The 18,360-nt window shown below is 72.7% G+C and carries 17 protein-coding genes; 7 read left to right on the top strand and 10 right to left on the bottom strand.

Annotation, left to right across the window (positions count from 1 at the left end; translation table 11 throughout):
- Positions 1-279 precede the first annotated feature (279 nt).
- The 3 genes from FRAQA3DRAFT_RS22680 (at position 280) to FRAQA3DRAFT_RS22670 (ending at position 3,254) form a co-directional block, all read left to right on the top strand.
- Positions 280-768, top strand: coding sequence for a hypothetical protein (locus FRAQA3DRAFT_RS22680; protein WP_157467595.1), 489 nt, complete (start codon positions 280-282; stop codon positions 766-768).
- A 76-nt stretch (positions 769-844) separates the two neighbouring features.
- A complete protein-coding gene (locus FRAQA3DRAFT_RS22675; RefSeq protein ID WP_009741383.1) occupies positions 845-1,570 on the top strand; it encodes a YcnI family protein in 726 nt (241 codons plus the stop codon).
- Positions 1,571-1,586: 16 nt separating this feature from the next.
- A complete protein-coding gene (locus FRAQA3DRAFT_RS22670) occupies positions 1,587-3,254 on the top strand; it encodes a copper resistance CopC/CopD family protein (RefSeq protein WP_232292153.1) in 1,668 nt (555 codons plus the stop codon).
- Between the two features lie 10 nt (positions 3,255-3,264).
- Here FRAQA3DRAFT_RS22670 and FRAQA3DRAFT_RS38295 read toward each other — a convergent pair whose 3' ends face one another.
- The 3 genes from FRAQA3DRAFT_RS38295 to mscL all read right to left on the bottom strand — a co-directional run bounded on the left by FRAQA3DRAFT_RS38295 (position 3,265) and on the right by mscL (position 7,294).
- Positions 3,265-4,644: a hypothetical protein gene (locus FRAQA3DRAFT_RS38295; RefSeq protein ID WP_009741381.1), complete on the bottom strand. Its 1,380-nt coding sequence runs from the start codon at positions 4,642-4,644 to the stop codon at positions 3,265-3,267.
- Positions 4,645-5,074: 430 nt separating this feature from the next.
- Positions 5,075-6,790 (bottom strand): trypsin-like peptidase domain-containing protein, encoded by a 1,716-nt coding sequence (locus tag FRAQA3DRAFT_RS22660; protein WP_009741380.1) that lies wholly within the window; start codon positions 6,788-6,790, stop codon positions 5,075-5,077.
- 108 nt (positions 6,791-6,898) lie between these two features.
- Positions 6,899-7,294 (bottom strand): large conductance mechanosensitive channel protein MscL, encoded by a 396-nt coding sequence (gene mscL, locus FRAQA3DRAFT_RS22655; RefSeq protein ID WP_009741379.1) that lies wholly within the window; start codon positions 7,292-7,294, stop codon positions 6,899-6,901.
- A gap of 1,322 nt (positions 7,295-8,616) precedes the next feature.
- Here mscL and FRAQA3DRAFT_RS35380 point away from each other — a divergent pair.
- Positions 8,617-9,387, top strand: a complete 771-nt coding sequence (locus FRAQA3DRAFT_RS35380; protein ID WP_009741378.1) for an LpqN/LpqT family lipoprotein — start codon at positions 8,617-8,619, stop codon at positions 9,385-9,387.
- Positions 9,388-9,399: 12 nt separating this feature from the next.
- Here FRAQA3DRAFT_RS35380 and FRAQA3DRAFT_RS22645 read toward each other — a convergent pair whose 3' ends face one another.
- The 3 genes from FRAQA3DRAFT_RS22645 to FRAQA3DRAFT_RS22635 all read right to left on the bottom strand — a co-directional run bounded on the left by FRAQA3DRAFT_RS22645 (position 9,400) and on the right by FRAQA3DRAFT_RS22635 (position 12,326).
- Complete coding sequence (locus FRAQA3DRAFT_RS22645; RefSeq protein WP_009741377.1) at positions 9,400-10,551, bottom strand: PHB depolymerase family esterase; 1,152 nt, start codon at positions 10,549-10,551, stop codon at positions 9,400-9,402.
- Between the two features lie 27 nt (positions 10,552-10,578).
- Positions 10,579-10,989 carry a hypothetical protein gene (locus FRAQA3DRAFT_RS22640; protein WP_232291708.1) on the bottom strand — a complete coding sequence of 137 codons (411 nt, stop codon included), beginning with the start codon at positions 10,987-10,989 and terminating at the stop codon, positions 10,579-10,581.
- A gap of 209 nt (positions 10,990-11,198) precedes the next feature.
- Complete coding sequence (locus FRAQA3DRAFT_RS22635; RefSeq protein WP_009741375.1) at positions 11,199-12,326, bottom strand: hypothetical protein; 1,128 nt, start codon at positions 12,324-12,326, stop codon at positions 11,199-11,201.
- Positions 12,327-12,445: 119 nt separating this feature from the next.
- Between FRAQA3DRAFT_RS22635 and FRAQA3DRAFT_RS22630 the strand changes: the two genes are divergently transcribed.
- Positions 12,446-13,867: a deoxyribodipyrimidine photo-lyase gene (locus FRAQA3DRAFT_RS22630; RefSeq protein WP_009741374.1), complete on the top strand. Its 1,422-nt coding sequence runs from the start codon at positions 12,446-12,448 to the stop codon at positions 13,865-13,867.
- A gap of 345 nt (positions 13,868-14,212) precedes the next feature.
- Positions 14,213-14,869 (top strand): UdgX family uracil-DNA binding protein, encoded by a 657-nt coding sequence (locus FRAQA3DRAFT_RS22625; RefSeq protein WP_009741373.1) that lies wholly within the window; start codon positions 14,213-14,215, stop codon positions 14,867-14,869.
- Between the two features lie 54 nt (positions 14,870-14,923).
- Here FRAQA3DRAFT_RS22625 and FRAQA3DRAFT_RS22620 read toward each other — a convergent pair whose 3' ends face one another.
- From FRAQA3DRAFT_RS22620 to FRAQA3DRAFT_RS22610, 3 genes are all read right to left on the bottom strand, one after another.
- Positions 14,924-15,691: a L,D-transpeptidase gene (locus tag FRAQA3DRAFT_RS22620; protein WP_009741372.1), complete on the bottom strand. Its 768-nt coding sequence runs from the start codon at positions 15,689-15,691 to the stop codon at positions 14,924-14,926.
- Positions 15,688-16,485: a hypothetical protein gene (locus tag FRAQA3DRAFT_RS22615; protein ID WP_009741371.1), complete on the bottom strand. Its 798-nt coding sequence runs from the start codon at positions 16,483-16,485 to the stop codon at positions 15,688-15,690. Before FRAQA3DRAFT_RS22615 ends, FRAQA3DRAFT_RS22620 begins: the two co-directional genes overlap by 4 nt.
- 466 nt (positions 16,486-16,951) lie before the next feature.
- Positions 16,952-17,254, bottom strand: a complete 303-nt coding sequence (locus FRAQA3DRAFT_RS22610; protein WP_009741370.1) for a hypothetical protein — start codon at positions 17,252-17,254, stop codon at positions 16,952-16,954.
- Between the two features lie 63 nt (positions 17,255-17,317).
- Here FRAQA3DRAFT_RS22610 and FRAQA3DRAFT_RS22605 point away from each other — a divergent pair, with 63 nt between their 5' ends.
- Positions 17,318-17,470: a hypothetical protein gene (locus tag FRAQA3DRAFT_RS22605; protein ID WP_157467591.1), complete on the top strand. Its 153-nt coding sequence runs from the start codon at positions 17,318-17,320 to the stop codon at positions 17,468-17,470.
- 80 nt (positions 17,471-17,550) lie between these two features.
- Here FRAQA3DRAFT_RS22605 and pdxH read toward each other — a convergent pair whose 3' ends face one another.
- Entirely contained in the window at positions 17,551-18,219 is a 669-nt protein-coding gene (gene pdxH, locus FRAQA3DRAFT_RS22600) for a pyridoxamine 5'-phosphate oxidase (protein ID WP_009741369.1), read from the bottom strand.
- Positions 18,220-18,360 lie beyond the last annotated feature (141 nt).

Raw genomic sequence — 18,360 nt, 5'->3', positions numbered from 1 at the left:
AAGGCAGACGGTACCCGCGGATGGGGGTTGACCGTCCGAGGTTGACGGATTTCGGACGGTGTTGCCGGCGGGGACAACTGACAGCTTGACGACGTTGCGGGAGGGGATGTGGCGGTGAGCGGGCCAGACATGGCAGGCTTGGTCCCCGTGAGCACGGGTTGGTCGGCGAGCGGAGGGACGGCTCGCCTCGGGCGAGCTGCCACGTTCGCCTCGTCCTCCGTGTGCCTGGCATGGGCGGCGCACGTGGCCGGCGGCGCTCAGCGGCCGGCCGCTGCGATTATGATCATCGCCTTCCTCCTGCTCACCCGGATCGTCTACGGACTCGGCGGTCGGGAACGGCGCCTTTCGGTGTTCGTGGCGGGTGTCGCGGGGACTCAGGTTCTGCTCCACATCACCTTCGGCCTCGCGCATACGCATACGCATCGGGCAGGCGGCTACTCGGTCGAGGCGCGGATGGTGCTCGCGCATGGTCTGGCGGCGGTGTGCATCGCGGTGCTGCTGCGCCGCGCGGAGCGTGCGCTGTGGTCGGCTTCCAGGCTCCGTCCCCATACGGTCCTGTTTCGTCTGTTCCGGCCTGTCGCGGATCTGGCCGTGCCTTCGATTCCGCCAGGGCCGCGCGTCGACGTGCGTCGACGGGAGCCCCGTCCCCACACCCGGCCGCTCGGGCGGTCCGCCCGCCGGCGCGGTCCGCCGCCGGGCCAGCCGGAGGTCGGTCGGACGGGGCGGTGTTCCACGGGTTGCTCACCGCTGCTTTTTGGCATGGGCTGACGAACGACTCCGGCGCCTGTGAAACACGGAATCTCTGTGTTCCCGCCGCGCTGTGGGACCGTTTGGAAGGACTTACATGATCCGCCATTTTCGGCGTGCGAGCGTACTCGGCGTAGTTGCCGGCGCGGCCGTACTCGCCATGACAGTGCCGGCTTCCGCGCACGTCACCCTGCAGCCGTCCACCGCGTCCGCAGGTAGCTACGCCACGCTCTCGTTCAAGGTGCCAACCGAGGAGGACAACGCTTCCACCACCGGTATTGATGTTCAGTTTCCCGTCGACACGCCGCTCGCGTCCGTGTCGGTCCAGCCCAAGGCCGGCTGGACGTACAAGGTCACGAAGGCGGCGCCGGCGAAGCCCCTGAGTACGGACGATGGCCAGGTGAGCGAGGTGGTGACCCGTATCACCTGGACGGCGCAGGGAGGCCAGGGGATCAAACCGGACGAGTTTGACACGTTCACGGTCTCCGCCGGTCCCTTGCCGGACAAGGCCGGACAGCTCACGTTCAAGACGCTGCAGACCTACTCGAACGGGGACGTGGTGCGGTGGGTCGATGTCGCGCAACCGGGAGCCGGGGAACCGGAGAGGCCGTCACCGTCACTGACGGTGACGGCTGCCGGGTCGGCTGCGGGTTCGTCTACCGGTGCTCACGATTCGGCGACGATGCAGAACGTCGCCGAGACCTCGCAGTCGGATGACAGCGACGGGACCGCCCGCTGGTTGGGAAGCATCGGGGTGCTCCTGGGTGCGCTCGGTCTGCTGGCCGGCGCCTTTGCGCTCGTGACCTCGCGGCGTCGGGCGTAGCTCCGTGCGAAGAATGATGGTGGTGACCATGGCCGTCCTGGCCATGGTCACCACCTCGATCGGTCTCGGGCTCGGGGTCGCGCCTGCCTCTGCTCACGCCCTGCTGACGGGCAGCAGCCCGGCGGACGGTGCGGCACTCTCTACGGCGCCGACTCGGATAGTGATCGATTACAGCGAGTCGGTCCGGGTCACACGGGATTCGATCCGGGTACTCGATTCGGCGGGCACCCGGGTGGACGACGGACAGGCGCGGTCAGGGCAGAAGGCGTCCCAGGCGATGGTCGCGCTGCGACCCGGCCTACCCACGGGCACCTATGTGGCCAGCTGGCGGGTCATCTCCGCGGACAGTCACCCGATCTCCGGTGCCTTCGCGTTCGGCGTGGGCGGACCGCCGGAGGCCGGGGCCGCCAGGGCGGAGGCGGACACCTCCGGTTCGCGGACGGTCGGCTTCCTGTTCGGTGTCGCGCGGTTCGCTGGTTACGCCGGCGTCGGCGTTCTGCTGGGGGCCTGCTTCTTTCTGCTGATGCTCTGGCCGCAGGGACTGCGGACAGGCGGCGCAAGCCGGCTGGTGGCGGGGGCGTGGGGACTGTCGGCGCTAGCTGGTCTCGGGCAGCTGCTTCTACAGGGGCCCTACGTCGCCGGGTTGGGGCTGAGCGGGCTGGGCCGCTGGTCGGTGCTGTCGGCGACGCTGGAGGAGCGGTTCGGTCATCTGTTGCTGATCCGGCTGCTTGCGCTCTGCCTTGCGGTTCCGCTGCTGCGCCGGATGTTTCGTACTGGCTCCCTGGACGTGTGGCGCAGATTCGAGCTGGCCGGTCTCGGACTCGTGGTGGCGGTGACGCTGGCGGCGATCGGCCACGGCAGTGCCGGGGACCTGGTGTGGCTCGCGACGGCCAGCCTGACGGTGCACGTGCTCGGCATGTCCGTGTGGATCGGCGGGCTGGTGGTCATCGCGCTGTTCCTGGTCCGTCGGGCGGCGGCGGTGGAGCTGGCGGAGGTTCTGCCCCGCTGGTCACGGGTGGCGGTCGGGGCCGTGGCCGTGATCGTGCTCAGCGGCCTGTTCCAGAGCTGGCGGGAGATCGGCACGCTCCGAGCGGTCATCGACACCGGCTACGGGCGGTTGTTGCTCTACAAGGTGTGGTTCGTCCTCGGCATGATCGCTCTCGGTGCCCTCGCCCAGCGGTGGGTGCGCCGCCACTATGGCGGCGCCCGATCCGGTCCGGATGCGACGGGGGCGGCGCCGAGCGTCGCCGCGTTGACAGGACTGCGGCGTGGTGCGGCTTCGGAGCTGGTCGTCGGGGCGGTGGTGCTCGGGCTTACCGCGACCCTGGTGAACATGGTTCCCGCGCGCACCAGCTATGCACCGCCGTTCACCGGTACCGCGTTCGCCGGCCCGATGACGGTGAAGGTGCGGGTCGCCCCGACCAGGATCGGAGCCGAGTCCCTCGACGTGTACACCTGGGCGCCCAACGGCAAGCCGCAGAAGCTGGTGCAGGCAAGCGCGGCGCTGTCCCTGCCGACCGCCGACCTCGGGCCGTTCGAGGTCCCGCTCGACCTGGCCGCGCCGGGGCATGCGCGAAGCGACCGGGTGCAGGCGCCTTTGGCGGGGAAATGGCAGCTCCGGCTGACCCTGCGGATCAACGACTTCGATCAGTACGTGACGACGCTGTTCTACACAGTCCGCTGACGGGTGTCGGCTAGACGGAGACCGGGATCGGAAGGGTGACGGGGTCGACGACGCTGTCGTCGGATTCGGCCGGGCCGGTGCTGGTCGCGCCGGTGCCCTCGGTGCTGCCGGTGGGCCCGCCCGTCGACGGCGGGGCCGACCGTGGGGGGCCGGACGGCGCAGTGGACGGGGGCGGGGAATTGCTGCCCGGTGGCGTCGCGGGGGGCGGCGCGGCGCTGGTCGGTGGCGCGCTCACCGGCGGCGGGACGGTAGCTGTCGGCTGCGGTGTCTGCGTCCTCGGCGGGGTCGTCGGTGCAGAGGTCCCAGAAGTCCCAGTGGTCCCAGTGGTCCCAGTGGTCGTGGGCGCAGCGGTGCTGGCCGGGGGCTTCGACGGGGTGGTGCGCGGAGCCGTGGTCGAGGGTGCCGCCGAGGTTGCGCGGGGGCGGCTGGTGCTTGGCTCGGCGGCGGGCTCTGACCTGTGCACGTCCCGAGCGATGGGTTCCACGAGGCGGGGCCGTACCTCCTTGGGCGCCGCGGCCCGGCTGGTAAAGGCGCCGGCCACCGTCGGGACGACGGTGGGGGCGGTCGCGGCGTCGCCGCTGGGGGCAGCGGGCGCCGCGGAGGGGCGAACCACGTCCAGGGTCCGCTGCGGACTCACCATCGCCACGCCGTTCTCCGACATCAGGCGGGGATCGGACGACGGCCAGTTCATCGCCGCGGTGAGACCGACCACGGCGACGACGACCGCCGCCGCGGCGGCCATCGCCGGCCGGCTGCGCCACTCCAGGGTCCCGCGGCCGGGTGGCGGGACGGCGGCGGGTTCGACCTCGGCGTCCATCCGCATCAGCGGCAGCGCGCGCACGGGGGCGGGGGCGATCAACGTCTCCGCGGCGTCGGACGCGGGTTCGGTCGGCACCTTGACGAGGCTGATCTTCCGGGGTGCGACGGCTGCGGCGGGTGCAGTGACTGCGGCGGGTGCAGTGGCTGCGGCGGCTCGGCGGTTCGCGGCAGCGGCCTCCGCGACGGCAGCAGCCCGGTCGAAGGTGCGGGCGAGTCCCACTCGCAGGCTGGCGGGTGCCGGCACTACGGCGCCGACCAGGAGTTCCTCGGGCGGCACACCGTGGGGCACCGGGATGCTGCGGGCCTGCGGGGACCCCGACCAGGCCAGGGCGCTGCCGCGGGCGAGTTCCAGCAACCAGGAACGCAACCGGGCCGGATCACTCAACGGGTTGAGTCGGGTGCGGGCGACCAGGGCGAACGCCGTACCGGCGGCCGCTCGGGCCACCGTGGGATCACCCAGGATCAGCAGGCACATGGAGAAGACGTCGTCCGCGTAGAGATCGTAGAGGTCGTCGAACGCCTGCCGATCACCGCGTCGGACACGGGCCGCGAGGTCCGCGTCGTCGTCCATGCTCTGCTTCTCCCCGGTCGACTAGCGGCGGACCCGGAACGGATGGTGAAGCCAATGCTAGGAGGCGGGCCTCGCTAACGGGTGAACGTTGTGAGGATTTTGTTGTCGTCGATTCGACAGTCGGAATCGCTTGACCCATCCGCCGGTAGCGCTTTGATCATTTTCGCCTACTTGTAGTCACTTCTTCCACGGTGGCACGTGGGCGATGTTGCCGTGTCCCGCCGGCGGACTAGTCAGAAAGATGGGTGGACGAATAGCCCGCCGGCGGGCTTGCCCCGAATTCCGCGACCGATCCGGCGCAGCCGGCCTTCCGTACCGGCTCGGCCATTCGCGACCGTCCGTCGGATTGCCCCACGATTATTACGCGGTCGGTATGTCGGTTCCGAAGCGGTACGACGGCGACGATCAGGGCGGGTGATCAGGACGGTGATCAGGAGGTCGGTGGCTGCAGGGCGAGCCGGGCCTTCACGGTGCCGGTCTGGCCGTTGCGGGTGTACGTCACCTGGACCTCGTCTCCGATGGCGTGTGAGCGCACCGCCGCGATCAGGGAGTCGACGTCGCTGACGGCCCGGTCGCCGACCTTGGTGATCACGTCGCCGGTGCGCAGGCCGGCGCCTTCCGCGGGGCCGCCGGAGACCATCGACCGGATCTGCGCGCCGGTGCCGCTGGACGCGGTCGAGCGAGTGTTCTCGGCCGCGGTCGACGCGGAGACACCCAGGTAGGGATGCTGTGCGCGTCCGGTGGCGATCAGCTGGGTGGCCACCGATTCGGCGTAGTTGCCGGGGATCGCGAAACCGACGCCGATGTTGCCGGACTGCTGGCTGCCGCCGAACGGACCGCCCCCGCCGCCGCCGCCGACGGTCGCGATCGCGCTGTTCACCCCGATGATCTCGCCACGGCTGTTGACCAGCGGACCGCCGGAGTTACCCGGGTTGATCGGCGCGTCGGTCTGGATCGCGTCGAGGACGGCGTTCTGCTGGTCCTGCACGGTCGAGTCGCCGGTACGGACCGGGCGGTGCACGGCGCTGACGATGCCGGAGGTCACCGTGCCGTTCAGGCCGAGCGGGCTGCCGACGGCCACCACCAGCTCGCCGATGTTCAGCGAGTCGGAGTTGCCGAAGGTCGCCGCGGTCAGCCCCGGCGCGTTGATCTTGATGATGGCGAGGTCGGAACTAGGGTCGGTCCCCACCACCTGCGCGTCGAAGGTGCGGCCGTCCTGCAGGGTCACCGTCAGCGTGCCGCCGCCGGAGGCGCCCGACACGACGTGGTTGTTCGTCAGGATGTGTCCGTCCGAGCGGATGATCGTCCCGGAACCGGTGCCCGACTCGCTGCTTGACTCCTCGGCGATCGTCACGACGCTTGGGAGGATCTTCTGCGCCGCCGCGGCGACGGTGCCGGAGGCCGCCGGGGACGTCCCGCCGGAGCTGTCGCTGCTGCGCTCGAGCCCGGCGGTGGTCACGACCGTGTTCCCGCTGTCGTTGTCGGCGACCAGGGCGCCGACGCCTCCCCCGATGCCGGCGGAGACGAGGGCGATGGCGAGCCCCGCGGCCACCAGCCGGCGCCGCCGCCAGGGCAGCGGAGAGGCCGTCGCCGTCGTGAGCCGGTTGCCGTGGAGGTCGTGCGCGGTCGGTGGAATGCCCCCGCCGGGAGCGCCCCACTGATTACCCCACGGCTGTCCCCCCGCGGGCGGGCTGGGCGGCAGACCCGGACCGTCCGGTCCTCCGGGGCCGCCGATTCCCGGGGCTCCCGGGCCGTACGGACCGCTCACCCCGCCGGGACCGGCGTTCGCCCTGACCACACCCTGCCCTGGGCCGCCCTGGCCCGGACCCGGGCTGGGCGGTCCCCAGGGCCCGGGAGCGAGCCCGCCGGTGTTGAACGGCGCCGGCTGGCCGGGGCCGGTGGATGGGTGGACCGGCGGGGGAGCGCCGTAGGGCGTCCCGGGCAGACCGGGGGGCGACGCCACCGGGCGATCGGGCGTGGAGCTGCCGGGGCCGGCCGGGTGAGGCTGTTCTGCCCGTGACCCGTATGCGCCTTCGGCGGGTGGGGCCCAGGGGGACGGCGAGTCGTGCCCGGCGCCGGCCTCCTCCCGGCCGCTGTCCGCCTGAGCGTCCTCGGCGCCGCTGCTGAAGGGGAGACGCGGTGTCATGGTAGGCACTTTCCCTTGCGAGCCTGAGCGATTCCTGAATGCCGACCAACGTTCGGGTAAGCGATCGACAGGATGGACCGGTGCGGAGTCCCTCCGGTGTCGACCGACTCAGGAGGTGGGACGGCGTTCCGCCAGTAGATCACGAATCTCGGTGAGCAGGCGTGCCTCATCGGTCAGCACCGGGTCCTCCTCGGGCGGGACCTGGCCCCGGGCGCGCCGGTCGTTGATGGTCTTCAGGGGGAGCACCACGACGAAGTAGATCACGGTCGCCACGGAGAGGAAGGCGACGACGCTGTTGATGAACTCGCCGTAGCGAAACACGCTGCCGTTAACCGTGAACGTGAGGGCCGAGAAGTCCGGCTTGCCGAAGATCGCCGCGATCAGCGGGGTGAAGATGGTCTTCACCAGGGACGTCACCACAGCGGTGAAGGCGGTGCCGATCACCACGGCGACCGCGAGGTCGACCACGTTCCCTCGCATCAGGAACTGCTTGAAGCCCTTCATCGACGGTCCCCCCATCAGGCGCCCGGTGCGCCATGGGAGGATATCGCTGCAGGTCGGTGATATCCGACCCGGCCTCTATGCCCCTGGCGGGCTGTTGTCAACTAGGCGCGCGCTACGTGCCGGCAACTCCGTGGTACACCGGTGGGACGAACGAATGCGTGCGGGGGCTCGGGATCGGAGGTCGTCTGGTGACGGACGGTGCGCGACGGGCCGAATGGGACGATGACCACCGCCAGCCCGCCTACCGTCGGCCCGGGGGAAACCTCCCGCCGGGCGGGCCCTACCCTCCGGCCGATCAAGCCCCCGCAGGTTATGGCGGTCCGCCCGCCCCCGGCGGCCATGGTGATCGGCTGCCCGCGGCGGGCTATGGAGCGGACACCGGACCCTACTACCCTGCCGGCCCGCCGACCGGGTCCTATCTCCCCGGGGGCGTGAGCGGCGGATTCGGGTCTGCGGACGGCCCGGGAGACGATCCCTACGGTCGGGGCCGCCCGCAGGGCCGAGACAGCCGGGACAGCCGGGACAGCCGGGACAGCGGTCCGGGCCCCGATCGGGACCGGGCCTGGCCGCCGGGACCGCCCGGCTCGCCAGGACCGGCGGGACCGGCGGGACCGCGCGCGCCGCGGGCCGGTGATGCCTCGGGCCTGCCCCGGGACACCGGCACCTCCACCCGCAGGGCTCTCGTCCCGCCGGCCGGCGGGCGACGCACAACAGGCGACGCTACCGGCCCGGCGGCACGGCCGGGTGCCCCCACCGGGGACACGGGCCGGCACGCGGTCGTGCGGTCGCGGCCGGCCGCCACCGGCGGACAGGGCTATCCGGCCGTCGGCGGGGAACGGACGGGACGGCCCGGCCGCCCTGGTGACGCCGGTCCGCGGGATCGGACGACCCCGCCGGGGTTCGGGGCCGCCGATGGCCCGGCCGGCGGCGCGGCGCCCGGTGCTGGCGGGCGGGCAGGCCGTGCCGGGACCGATGGCGGGCCTGGGGGCACTGGCGCGCGGGCGCGCTTCGCGGCCCCTGCGGGAACCGAGGACCCCCGCCTCGACCGGCCGCGCTCCGGCCGGCCGCCGCCGGGTTCCGGCGGCGGCGACCGCGCCGACCCGGGTCGCGCCGACCGGCTCGGAGCTCCGGCACGCCCGTCCCGCCCGCAGCGGTCGGGTGGGCCGGGACGGACCGGCGTCGGCGGCGCCATCGCCGGTCGGGAGGGCGACCAGTCGCTGGACTCTCCGCCTACCATGATCAGGAAGCGGACCGGGCCGCATCGTCCGGGTAGCGACCGGTCTCCCGCGCCGCGCCGTGCGGGTGGTCCCCTCACGGCGGCCATGGAACGCGACTTCCCCGAGCCCGATGACGTCAGCGACCTCGACGAGGTCGACGAGCTCGACGACCGCCGGGGTGGTGGCGGTGCCGACTCCATGTCCTTCCTGCACCGCCTCGGCGTGGCGCTGGTGGTGCTGGCGGTCGCGCTCGGGGTGGGGGTCGGCGCCGGCGTCGTGTGGGAGAAGGTGCGCCCCAGCGGCCGCACCGCCACGGCCACCACGCCGTCCCCGTCGGCCTCCGCCGCGTCCGCCGGGCCGGCGGCGCCCGGCGCGGGTGCCTCCGCCGCCCCGAGCACCGACCAGCCGGCTACGGGCCAGATCGCCGTGCCGGCGGACTGGGCCCCCTACACCGACCCGCTGCAGAAGGCGACTTTCTCCCATCCGCCGGTGTGGAAGCAGCGTCGCGACAACACCGGCATCTTCTACGGGGAGCCCGGCACCGTCTCGGAGTACGGCCCGCAGATGATCGGAGTCGCCAGGATCGCGGGCGCCGACCCGGCAGCGGCGCTCAGTCAGGTCCAGGCGGGCGAGTTCGACGCGGTCTCGGGGCTGACGAAGGAGCGTTCAGGCCCGGCGACGGACACCAGCGGCCAGCCGACCCAGGAGCTTGCCGGCTCCTATGACCGCGAGGGTCAGCGCGTGTCCTACCTGATGCGGACGGTCTCCGCGGCGGGGGCCGTCTACGTGCTCATCGCGAGGGTGTCCACGAGCGCTGCTGCGACGCTGAACACGCTGATGGGCGCCTTGCGCGCGTCGTTCTCTCCGGTGGCCTGACCTCGCCGGCCGTCACATCCGGGGCCCGGGGTGGGCGGACCGCGCCGGCGCGAGCAGGTTCCAGATCACCCCGCTGGTGGCGAACGAGTTCGGTCCGGCGGCGGGCGGCCAGCCGTGGCCCATCGAGGGCATCAGGAACTGGACGACCCGGGCCGAGGATGCGCACCGGGCCTCCCTGCGGACGGCCACCGGCCCGGTCGTCACCGGTGCGGCCGGGGGGCCGGCGGGGGCGGCCAGACCGTCGGGTACCGGTGTAGAAGGTCCGGGCACCGGCGTCGGCGCCCCGGGCTGGGGTGTGGACGCCGCGGGTGCGGGCTGCTGCCCGGCGGACAGGGCCGTGGGCGGAGCCTCGGCGTGCCAGGGCACCCCGGTGGAGTCGGTGAGGATGGTGTCGCCGGGCTGGCTGGGCAGCGGGCAGTGGTCCACCGCGCGGAACGGCGCCATGCTCTCCTCGACCGGGGTGATCGCCGTCTGCAGCACGGGTGACCACTGCGAGCCGAGGTAGGGGACGTGACCGTCGGCACCGCCGTGCACGACGACGACGGTCAGCGGCGCCGCCGGCTGGCACTGCGCCACCTGCCGGCTCGCCGCGACCACGGCGATGCCCGCGAGTTCGTCGCCGTGCTCGCAGGCGTACCGGTAGGCGAGCATGCCGCCGTTGGACAGGCCGATCAGACTGACCCGCGTACGGTCGATCGGGTAGTTCTCGCTCAGGTGAGCGATCAGCGCGCGCAACCAGCCGACGTCGTCCATGCTGTTGATCTTCGCGGTATCGCAGCATGTCCCGGCGTTCCAGGCCTTGCCGATGCCGTCCGGGTAGACGACGGCGAGGCCCGCGGCGCGGGCGAGGCCGTCGAGATCCCAGTGCGCCTTGGGGTCGGTGCCGTCGTAGTGCAGGCTGTGCAGCGCCACGATCAGTGGGTACGGCCGGGGTGTGCCGGGCGGCGGCAGCGTGATCCGGATCGGCATGCCGCGGCCGGATTGCTCGAACGCGTCCGGTCCGGTGGTCGGCGGCGCGGTCGGGGTGGCCCCGGGGACCACATTGCCTCGGCGGGTTCCACTCAGCCCGCTACAGCTGGTGACGGTCAGTAGCGCGGGGAGTAGGAAGGTGAGGAGCCAGACCGCGGTGACGCGGCGGCGACGAACGGCCGGCACGATGGCCATTCTGGCCCGCCTGTAGCGGACCGGGCGTCACCGGTGCCGGTGATTACTCTTCGTGTTGGAACTGCTGCGAGCGAGGTCGCCTTCCGGGGCGCGGACCACATTGAGGCGGGGGCGCTCCGCCGTGGCCGGCGGCGACCAGCGGCCCGCCGGACGCGGCGGGGGAGCCGAGGTGCTCTCCGCGGCGGTGCGGTAGCGGTCGAACGCCTCCTGGGCGCGACTTTCCAGGTCGTCCACGAGCGCCAGCGACTCGCGCACCCGACGTTCTCCCGCGGGACCGGCGGCGAGCAGGTCCGACAGACAGTTGTCCACCGCGCGCCGCGCCGCCAGCCAGCCGAGGAGCAGCCGGGAACGCTCCATGTCCGAGAGCTCCTCCACCGAGATGTCCCTCCGCTCGCCACTCGTGACGTTGATGAGGTTCCTGCCGCGAAGATCGGTCATGTGGAGATCGATCGGCGGGTCTCCTGGCTGGGTCAGGTGTCCGGGTCAGGTGTCCGGGTCCGGGTGGTACGGGCGGTTCAGGTCGATGACCGGCGTTGACATCCCGTCCTCTCCCAGAGTGCCCCACCCAGGGGCCGAACGCGCCGTAGTTCGCCTAACGCACACCCACTGGTCCCTGCGTGACGGTAGAGGCGGGAACGAGCCACAGGTTACGGGGGTCCCTCCGGCGGGGGCCCGTCGGCGGGCCGGGGCGGGCCGTTCGGCCGTGGCGAGGAGGCGGATGCCGAGGTCCGGTCGGGCGCGGCGGGTTCGAGGGGGGCCTGTTCGCCCGGCGGTGGGATGGACGGACGGGGCGTGGTGGCCGCAACCGCTCCCGGCGTCGGGACCGGGATTGACGGCGACACCGGGCCCCCGGCCGGATCCGGTTCGACCGGCACGTCCGGGTCGGCGGGCGGCTCGTTGGCCGTCGGCTCGTTGGCCGTCGGCTCGTTGGTCGTCGGGCCGGTGGCGTCGACGTCCGCGCCTTCCGCGGCGGTGAGGTCCGCGGCGGTGAGGTCCGCGGCGGTGAGGTCGGCGGCGGTGAGGTCGGCGGCGGTGGGGTCGGTCTCGGCGGGGTCGGTCTCGGCGGGGTCGGTGTGGCGTGCGCGCCAGGTCAGCCGGGCCTGGGCGGCGGTGTCCTCGGCGTGTTCGAGGATCTCCTCCCAGCGCAGCTGCATGGGTCGGACGAGGCCCCCGCCCACTCCGACCACGATCACCCCGGTCAGGGTGGCGAGGATGGCCCAGAGCAGGGGGGTCGTGACGGAGGTCGCGAGGCCCACCTCGTCGAGCCCGGCCTTGCCGAATGTGATCACGAGTACGGCGGCCACCGTGTTGCCGGCCGCGTGCGCATAACTGAGTTCCCGCAGCGCCTCGTGCACGAAGGTACGGGCGAGCCGGGCGAGGCTGACCCCGATCGCGATGATCACGGTTGCGAGCATGGTGTGCAGCAGCAGCGCGAGCAGCTCGGTGACGGTGTCCTCGGCGGCGCTCGGGCCGAAGACACCCACGGCGACGCGCAGCACCGTGAGCAGGCCGAGGCCGGTCAGCACCCGCACCGCGCCCGTGCGGACATCCGCCGCCGGCCGGCGCAGCAGGGCCGGCAGGCCGGATCGGTCCAGGGCCCGGTCGATCCCCAGCCGGATCGCCAGGGCGGTCAGCAGCCGTGCCCCGACCCGGACCAGCAGGCCGCCGAGCACGCAGATCGTGAGGAAGACCCCGATCTTCGGCCCGGTTTCCGCGATGCGGGACCAGGCATCCGAGAAACCGCGATCCCACGCGATGGCGACGGTCACCTGCACCCGGCAATCATAAGCTCACAGTAATCTTTCGATGACGCACAGCTATAGATCGGCGGGTCCTCCGCGTTCGCCGCCCCGCGCCGCGGCGAGGGGCGGTCGACCGGCTAGCGTCCGCTCGCATGACGGTGTCGGTCTGCTGGCTGCGGCGGGATCTGCGACTGAGTGACAACCCGGCGCTGCGCGCGGCGGCGCACGGGGTCGACGAGGTGCTGGTGCTGTTCGTCCTCGACGACGTGCTGCGCAGCCCGGCCGGTCCGGTCCGGCTCGCCTTCCTGCACCGCTGCCTGCGGGAGCTGGACGAGCAGCTTGGTGGCCGGCTGTGCGTGCGGGTGGGCGATCCGGTGGACGTCGTCCCCGCGGTCGCGCGGGCCGTCGACGCGCGCCAGGTGCACATCGCCGCGGACTACGGGCCCTACGGGCGCCGCCGCGACAGCGAGGTCGAGCGGGCGCTGCGCGCCGACGGCCGGGAGCTCGTCCGGACCGGGTCGCCGTACGCCGTAGCGCCGGGCCGGCTGTCCACGGCGGGCGGAACGCCGTTTCGCGTCTACACCCCGTTCTACCGGGCATGGAAGGAGCACGGCTGGCGCCGCCCGATCGCTGAGCCGGACGGGGTCCGCTGGGCGCGGCTACCCTCCGACGACATCCCGGCCGATCCGGACCTCGGCGGTACCCGGCTGCCCGCGGCGGGCGAGAAGGCCGCGCGCGAGCGGCTCGCCGAGTTCCTGCACGGCTCGCTGGATGGCTATGCCGAGCGGCGCGACGTGCCCGGGGAGGACACCACCTCGAGGCTGTCGCCCTACCTGAAGTACGGCTGCATCCATCCGCGGACCGTCCTCGCCGAGCTCGACCGGGTCACCGGCTCCCCCGCCTCGAGGTCGTCCGCCGCCTCGAGGTCGTCCGGCGGTATGGAGCAGTCCGGAGACCGGGAGCGTGACGTCGAGAAGTTCCGGTCGGAGCTGGCGTGGCGGGAGTTCTACGCCGACGTGCTCGCGGCGAACCCCGCGTCCGCTCGCGCGGACCTGACCGACGCGCTGGCCGACATGGCATATGAGCCGCCGGGGGCCGGATTCGAGGCCTGGAAGTGGGGCAACACGGGGTTCCCCATCGTCGACGCGGGCATGCGCCAGCTGTTCGCCGAGGGCTGGGTGCCCAACCGGGTCCGCCTGATCGAGGCGTCGTTCGTGTGCAAGGACCTGCACGTCCACTGGACCCACGGGGCGCGGTGGTTCCTCGACCATCTGGTCGACGGCGACCTGGCGTCGAACCATCACGGCTGGCAGTGGACGGCCGGTACCGGTACCGACGCCGCACCGTACTTCCGGGTGTTCAACCCGGTGTCACAGGGCCGCACGTACGACCCGGACGGGACCTATGTACGCCGGTGGATACCGCAGCTGCGCGACGTGCCGCGGGCGAAGGTGCACGAGCCGTGGACGCTGCCGGACGGGCCGCCCGAGGGGTATCCGGCGCCGGTGGTCGACCACGCCGCCGAGCGGCGGGAGGCGCTGGCCCGCTACGAGGCGGCCCGCCATCGCGGCTGAGGTGGCCGGGGCAGCTGGCGAACCGGTGGCCGGATTCCTCATCGAGGTGATCGTCTACCGGATGGATGGCTTGGCCGCAAGCGCGAAACGTGTCGCGAATCTGACACCCGGGTTGTCCGGTCCGATGGGTACGCCGGGCGAGGATTGGCCACCCTTGTGACAGGGCAGGGAGTTTGTGGGCAGGGATCTCCCGCTCGAAGCCCGGTGGAGAAGTGACGGGCTCCGCCGGAGGTGGTCGCGCCCGCGTGGGATGTGGAGGGCAACCCACGTGTGGCGCGCCACGCCCACCCCGTCTGACCCCGCAGGACCGCAGGTCGGCGCGTCCGCTTGAATCTCAGGATGAGCATGCAGCCCGTCGTGGTACCCCCTGGCGCGGATCTGCCCACGCTCGCGGCGGCCGCCGCCGCCTGCCGGGGATGCGACCTCGCCGAGCTGCCCGGCACCCGGACCGTCTTCGGCGCGGGTCCGGCCCGCACCTGGCTGGTGGTGGTCGGGGAGCAGCCCGGAGACGTCGAGGATCGCCGTGGCCAGCCGTTCGTCGGCCCCGCCGGCAAGCTGCTCGACCGGGCGCTCGGCGAGGCGGGGCTGGACCGCGCCGAGCTGTACGCGACGAACGCCGTCAAGCACTTCGGCTACCGCACGGGCAACGGCCCCCGGCGCATCCACCAGACGCCGCAGGCGCGGCACGTCACCGCCTGCCGCCCCTGGCTCGCCGCCGAGCTCAACATCATCCGGCCGTCGCTGGTCGTGGTGCTGGGCGCGACGGCGGGTGCGTCGCTGCTCGGGCCGTCGTTCCGGGTGACCCGGATGCGCGGGCGGCTGCTGCCCGGCCCGCCCGGGTCGAACGCCCAGCTGCTCGCGACGCTGCACCCCAGCGCCGTGCTGCGGGCGGATCCGGCCAAGCGGGACGAGGTGTACGGCGGGTTCGTCGCGGACCTGCGGATCGCCGCCGCGGCCCGGCCTGCCCTGGTCGGCGGCGACCAGGGACCTCAGCCGGCCTGACCGTGCCGACCGGTCTGACCGTGCCGACCGGTCTGGGTGGGACGACCGGAGGACTCAGGCGACGATGTCGACCGGAGTGCCCAGCGGGACGGTCTGGGCCAGTCGGCTGATCGCGTCGTTGCTCAACCGGATGCAGCCGTGGCTGACGTCCTTGCCGATCATCTTCGGCTCGTTGGTGCCGTGCAGGCCGATCACCGGTTTGCGGCCCTCGAACGAGCTCAGCGATGTCGAGAAACCGTTCAGGCCGAACGCGTACGGGCCGTATGGGCCCTTCGGGTTGCGCGGCTGCAGCAGCTCCATGAGGTAGAAGCGTCCGCCCGGGGTCGGCGTGTCGCTGGTGCCGATGGCCACCGGCTCCTGCGCGATCTGCTTGCCGTCGCTGAACACCTGCAGCAGGTGGCGACCGCGGGACACGACCAGCCGGTAGGGCGTTTCCGACGCGGTGACCTGGTCGGCCTTGACCCAACCGGTGCTGCCGTTGGGCTGGACCGGCAGCATCACCTGCCACCAGCCGGGCATCTTGGCCTGAACCAGAAAGACCCGCTTGACGCCGTTCTCGTTCGGGCTCGCCAGCGTGGATGACGGCTGGGTGTCCGTGGGGGCGCTGTAGATGTCGACGCTCGTGCCGACGGCGGTGACGATCGTGCTCTTGCTCTGGCCGAGGCCCGCGATGGCGGCGAGCTGGTTGCGGACCTGCGGCGAGAGGTCGGTGGCGGCGTTGTGGCTGCCGTCGCCGCCGCCGCACCCCGTGAGCACCGCACCGCCGAGGACGGCCGCGAGGATTCCCGCAGCCGTCCTCGGGCCGAGCCGGCTGATGGTCATCTGGTGTAGTACGGCTCGGCCGTGACGGCGCCACCGGCGGCGGGCGCCGCGACCGGCAGCGCCGCGGGTGCCGGGATCGCCGGCGGCGCGCTCGTCGCGCCGCCGCAGTTCGACACGCCGACGGTGGGCACGGTCACGAGCAGGAGCTTCGTCTCGGCGTCCCAGGGCGAGCCGACCACGGCGAGGGCCTTGGACGGGATGTCGACGGTCTGCTTCGGACCGATGTCGAGGATGCCGCCGCCCAGGTTGGTGTCGAACCAGCCGAAGCCGAAGCTCTTGCCGCCGGTGTTCTTCAGCTTCCAGGCCGGCTCGCTGCCGTTGCAGGCGAACGTGAGGACGAGGGGGTTGGCGTCGATGTCCTCGATGCCGTTGATCTCCTTGTCCAGCGGGACCTTGAACGGCAGCAGGTCGAGGAACCCGTCGAGGGTCGGGTCGCCGGTGCCGCCGGTCGAGGCCGCCGCGGCGGCCGGGGTGGCCGAGGCCGAGGCCGAGGCGCTCGGGTCGACGCTCGCGGTGGCGCCGGCCACCGGGCTCGGTGTGGCGCTGGGGTCGAGGCTCGGGGTCGCGCTCGGGCTGGCGGATGCGCTGGTCGAGACCAGCGGGAAGGCGGTCGCTGTCGGGGACGCGCTGGGCGAGACGGGCGCGCCCGCGGGGGCGGTCTGAGTCGGTGAGCTGACCGCGGCGGTCTCGGTCGGCGAGGGCGTCGGCGTGACGGCGGAGGCCGGCGAGGCCAGCGCGATCGCCGCCACGCCGAGAACGCCGGCCACCACGGCCCGCATTCTGGTGCTGCGCATGAATCCGTCTCCCTCGACATCTGCCGGGTCGGGAAAACCTCGACGGGAAGCATTGATCGGGAAGAAGGTAGCAACGCGGCGGGCGTCCCGGTACATCCGGGTCCGGTGTAGCGGGACCGTTGGGTGAACGAAGCGGTGATTCGTGGTCATCCGGTGGTGTTCGCCGGACCCGGAGGCCGCCCGGATGAACGGGACGCTGAACGACGCCTGAACGGCGAACAGTGATCGGCCCGGATGAATCGGTGACCGCATCGGTCGCGTCAATGGCGCCGGCCACCATGGCCGACCGTAAAGTCGGCGCGTTCGTCGGGGCGGTATCCATGTTCGGCGGGACCGGCAGGCGGGTTCGGCGACGGCCGGCGGTTCCTGATGGCGGTTGGGTCGTCCACAGCAACGTTCGTCGGCGACGGCGCCGGGCCCTCGCCGCCGCCCGGGCGGGCTCGGTGATCCATCTCGCCGACGGCGTCTACCAGGGCGGATATGTGCTCACGGCGCGGGCCACGGCGACGGCGCCGATCTGGGTGTGCGGCTCGAGGCGGGCCGTGATCGACGGTGCGGCCGTGGCCGGGACCCCGCTGTCCCACTCCCGGCCGCCCCCGTCCGAGTCGCCCCCGTCCGCGGCGCCCCGCGCGGGCTCGCCCGCTCCGGCCGTCCGTCCTACCCCGTCGGCGTGGGCCGCCGCGCCGCCCCGGCCCCCGCCGCGGATTCCGCCACGCCGGGTTCCGCGGCGGGGGAACCGGCTACAGCCGGGGCGCTGGACCTGTTTCATCTCGATGGCGCCTCGTGGGTGCGGCTGGTCGGCTTCAGCCTGCGCCGGGGCGACAAAGGAGTCATGGCCGAGGCGACCATGCACAGCGTCATCGCCGGGTTGTCCGTCGACCGCAGCCGGGAGGAGGGAATCCATCTGCGGACCGGTGGTTCGGACAATGTCGTGCGCGACAACGGAATCCGGGAAAGCAGCCGGGCCACCGCCGGGTTCGGATAGGGAATCTAGGTGGGCAGCGCGGTGAACAACTGGTGCCGGTACCCCGGTTGCCGCCCGGATCGGGGCCGACCGCAATCACATCAGGGGGACAGGCGTTCGACGACCCAGAGGTCCGCGGTGGAGGCGCGGCGGTAGCGCAGCCGGTCGTGCAACCGGTTCGACCGGCCCTGCCAGAACTCGACGGTGTCGGGCACGAGGCGCAGCCCGCCCCAGAACGGCGGGGTGGGCACCGGGGTCCCCGCGGGCCAGCGGGCCGTGAGCTCGGCGGCGCGGGCGTCCAGGACGTCCCGGGACTCGATGATCTGTGACTGGTGGCTGGCCCAGGCGCCGAGTTGGGACCCGCGGGGCCGGGAGGCGAAGTAGCGCTCGGTCTCGGCCCGGCTGACGCGCTCCACCGCGCCGATGACCACCACCTGCCGCTCCAGCGCGTACCAGGGGAAGACCAGCGAGCCGAAGGGATTCTCGGCGCTCTCTCGACCCTTGCGGGAGGTGTAGTTCGTGTAGATCACGAATCCGCGGTGGTCGAACCCCTTGAGTAGTACCGTGCGCGCACTCGGCCGGCCGTCGGCGGACGCGGTGGCGAAGACGGCCGCGTTGGCCTCGGGGACGCCCTCCCCCGCGGTGCTCGCGTCGGCGAACCAGCGGGCGAACTGCTCGACCCAGGTCGCCGCGAGCTGATCCGTTTCCAGTCGGCCGGTGTGGTAACCCTGCCGCAGCCCCGCCGGGTCGGGCACGGCCGGGTCAGGCACGTCTGGGGAGGCTGTGCTGGCTGGGGAGGCTGTGCTGGCTGGGGAGGCTGTGCTGGCTGGGGAGGCGCTGGACGGCGGGGTGGAGGCGCTGGACGGCGGGGTGGAGGCCACCCCTGGATCGTGCCAGCCGCGCCCGGGTGC

Origin of the sequence: Frankia sp. QA3 (genome assembly GCF_000262465.1) — a bacterium.
Lineage (GTDB): Bacteria > Actinomycetota > Actinomycetes > Frankiales > Frankiaceae > Frankia.
Note: the sequence above shows the minus strand (reverse complement) of the source record. Positions and strands in the feature narration are given on the sequence as shown.

What these genes read in the sequence shown, in the direction of transcription:
- FRAQA3DRAFT_RS22645 (WP_009741377.1), bottom strand. Translation starts at nt 10,551, where the DNA reads ATGGCCATCGTGCCGGCCGTTCGTCGCCGCCGCGTCACCGCGGTCTGG.
- mscL (WP_009741379.1), bottom strand. Translation starts at nt 7,294, where the DNA reads ATGAAGGGCTTCAAGCAGTTCCTGATGCGAGGGAACGTGGTCGACCTC.
- FRAQA3DRAFT_RS22675 (WP_009741383.1), top strand. Translation starts at nt 845, where the DNA reads ATGATCCGCCATTTTCGGCGTGCGAGCGTACTCGGCGTAGTTGCCGGC.
- FRAQA3DRAFT_RS22610 (WP_009741370.1), bottom strand. Translation starts at nt 17,254, where the DNA reads ATGAAACAGGTCCAGCGCCCCGGCTGTAGCCGGTTCCCCCGCCGCGGA.
- FRAQA3DRAFT_RS22605 (WP_157467591.1), top strand. Translation starts at nt 17,318, where the DNA reads ATGGCCGAGGCGACCATGCACAGCGTCATCGCCGGGTTGTCCGTCGAC.
- FRAQA3DRAFT_RS22670 (WP_232292153.1), top strand. Translation starts at nt 1,587, where the DNA reads ATGGTGGTGACCATGGCCGTCCTGGCCATGGTCACCACCTCGATCGGT.
- FRAQA3DRAFT_RS22620 (WP_009741372.1), bottom strand. Translation starts at nt 15,691, where the DNA reads ATGACCATCAGCCGGCTCGGCCCGAGGACGGCTGCGGGAATCCTCGCG.
- FRAQA3DRAFT_RS22640 (WP_232291708.1), bottom strand. Translation starts at nt 10,989, where the DNA reads ATGACCGATCTTCGCGGCAGGAACCTCATCAACGTCACGAGTGGCGAG.
- FRAQA3DRAFT_RS35380 (WP_009741378.1), top strand. Translation starts at nt 8,617, where the DNA reads ATGGAACGCGACTTCCCCGAGCCCGATGACGTCAGCGACCTCGACGAG.
- FRAQA3DRAFT_RS22680 (WP_157467595.1), top strand. Translation starts at nt 280, where the DNA reads ATGATCATCGCCTTCCTCCTGCTCACCCGGATCGTCTACGGACTCGGC.
- FRAQA3DRAFT_RS38295 (WP_009741381.1), bottom strand. Translation starts at nt 4,644, where the DNA reads ATGGACGACGACGCGGACCTCGCGGCCCGTGTCCGACGCGGTGATCGG.
- FRAQA3DRAFT_RS22630 (WP_009741374.1), top strand. Translation starts at nt 12,446, where the DNA reads ATGACGGTGTCGGTCTGCTGGCTGCGGCGGGATCTGCGACTGAGTGAC.
- FRAQA3DRAFT_RS22615 (WP_009741371.1), bottom strand. Translation starts at nt 16,485, where the DNA reads ATGCGCAGCACCAGAATGCGGGCCGTGGTGGCCGGCGTTCTCGGCGTG.
- FRAQA3DRAFT_RS22660 (WP_009741380.1), bottom strand. Translation starts at nt 6,790, where the DNA reads ATGACACCGCGTCTCCCCTTCAGCAGCGGCGCCGAGGACGCTCAGGCG.
- FRAQA3DRAFT_RS22625 (WP_009741373.1), top strand. Translation starts at nt 14,213, where the DNA reads ATGCAGCCCGTCGTGGTACCCCCTGGCGCGGATCTGCCCACGCTCGCG.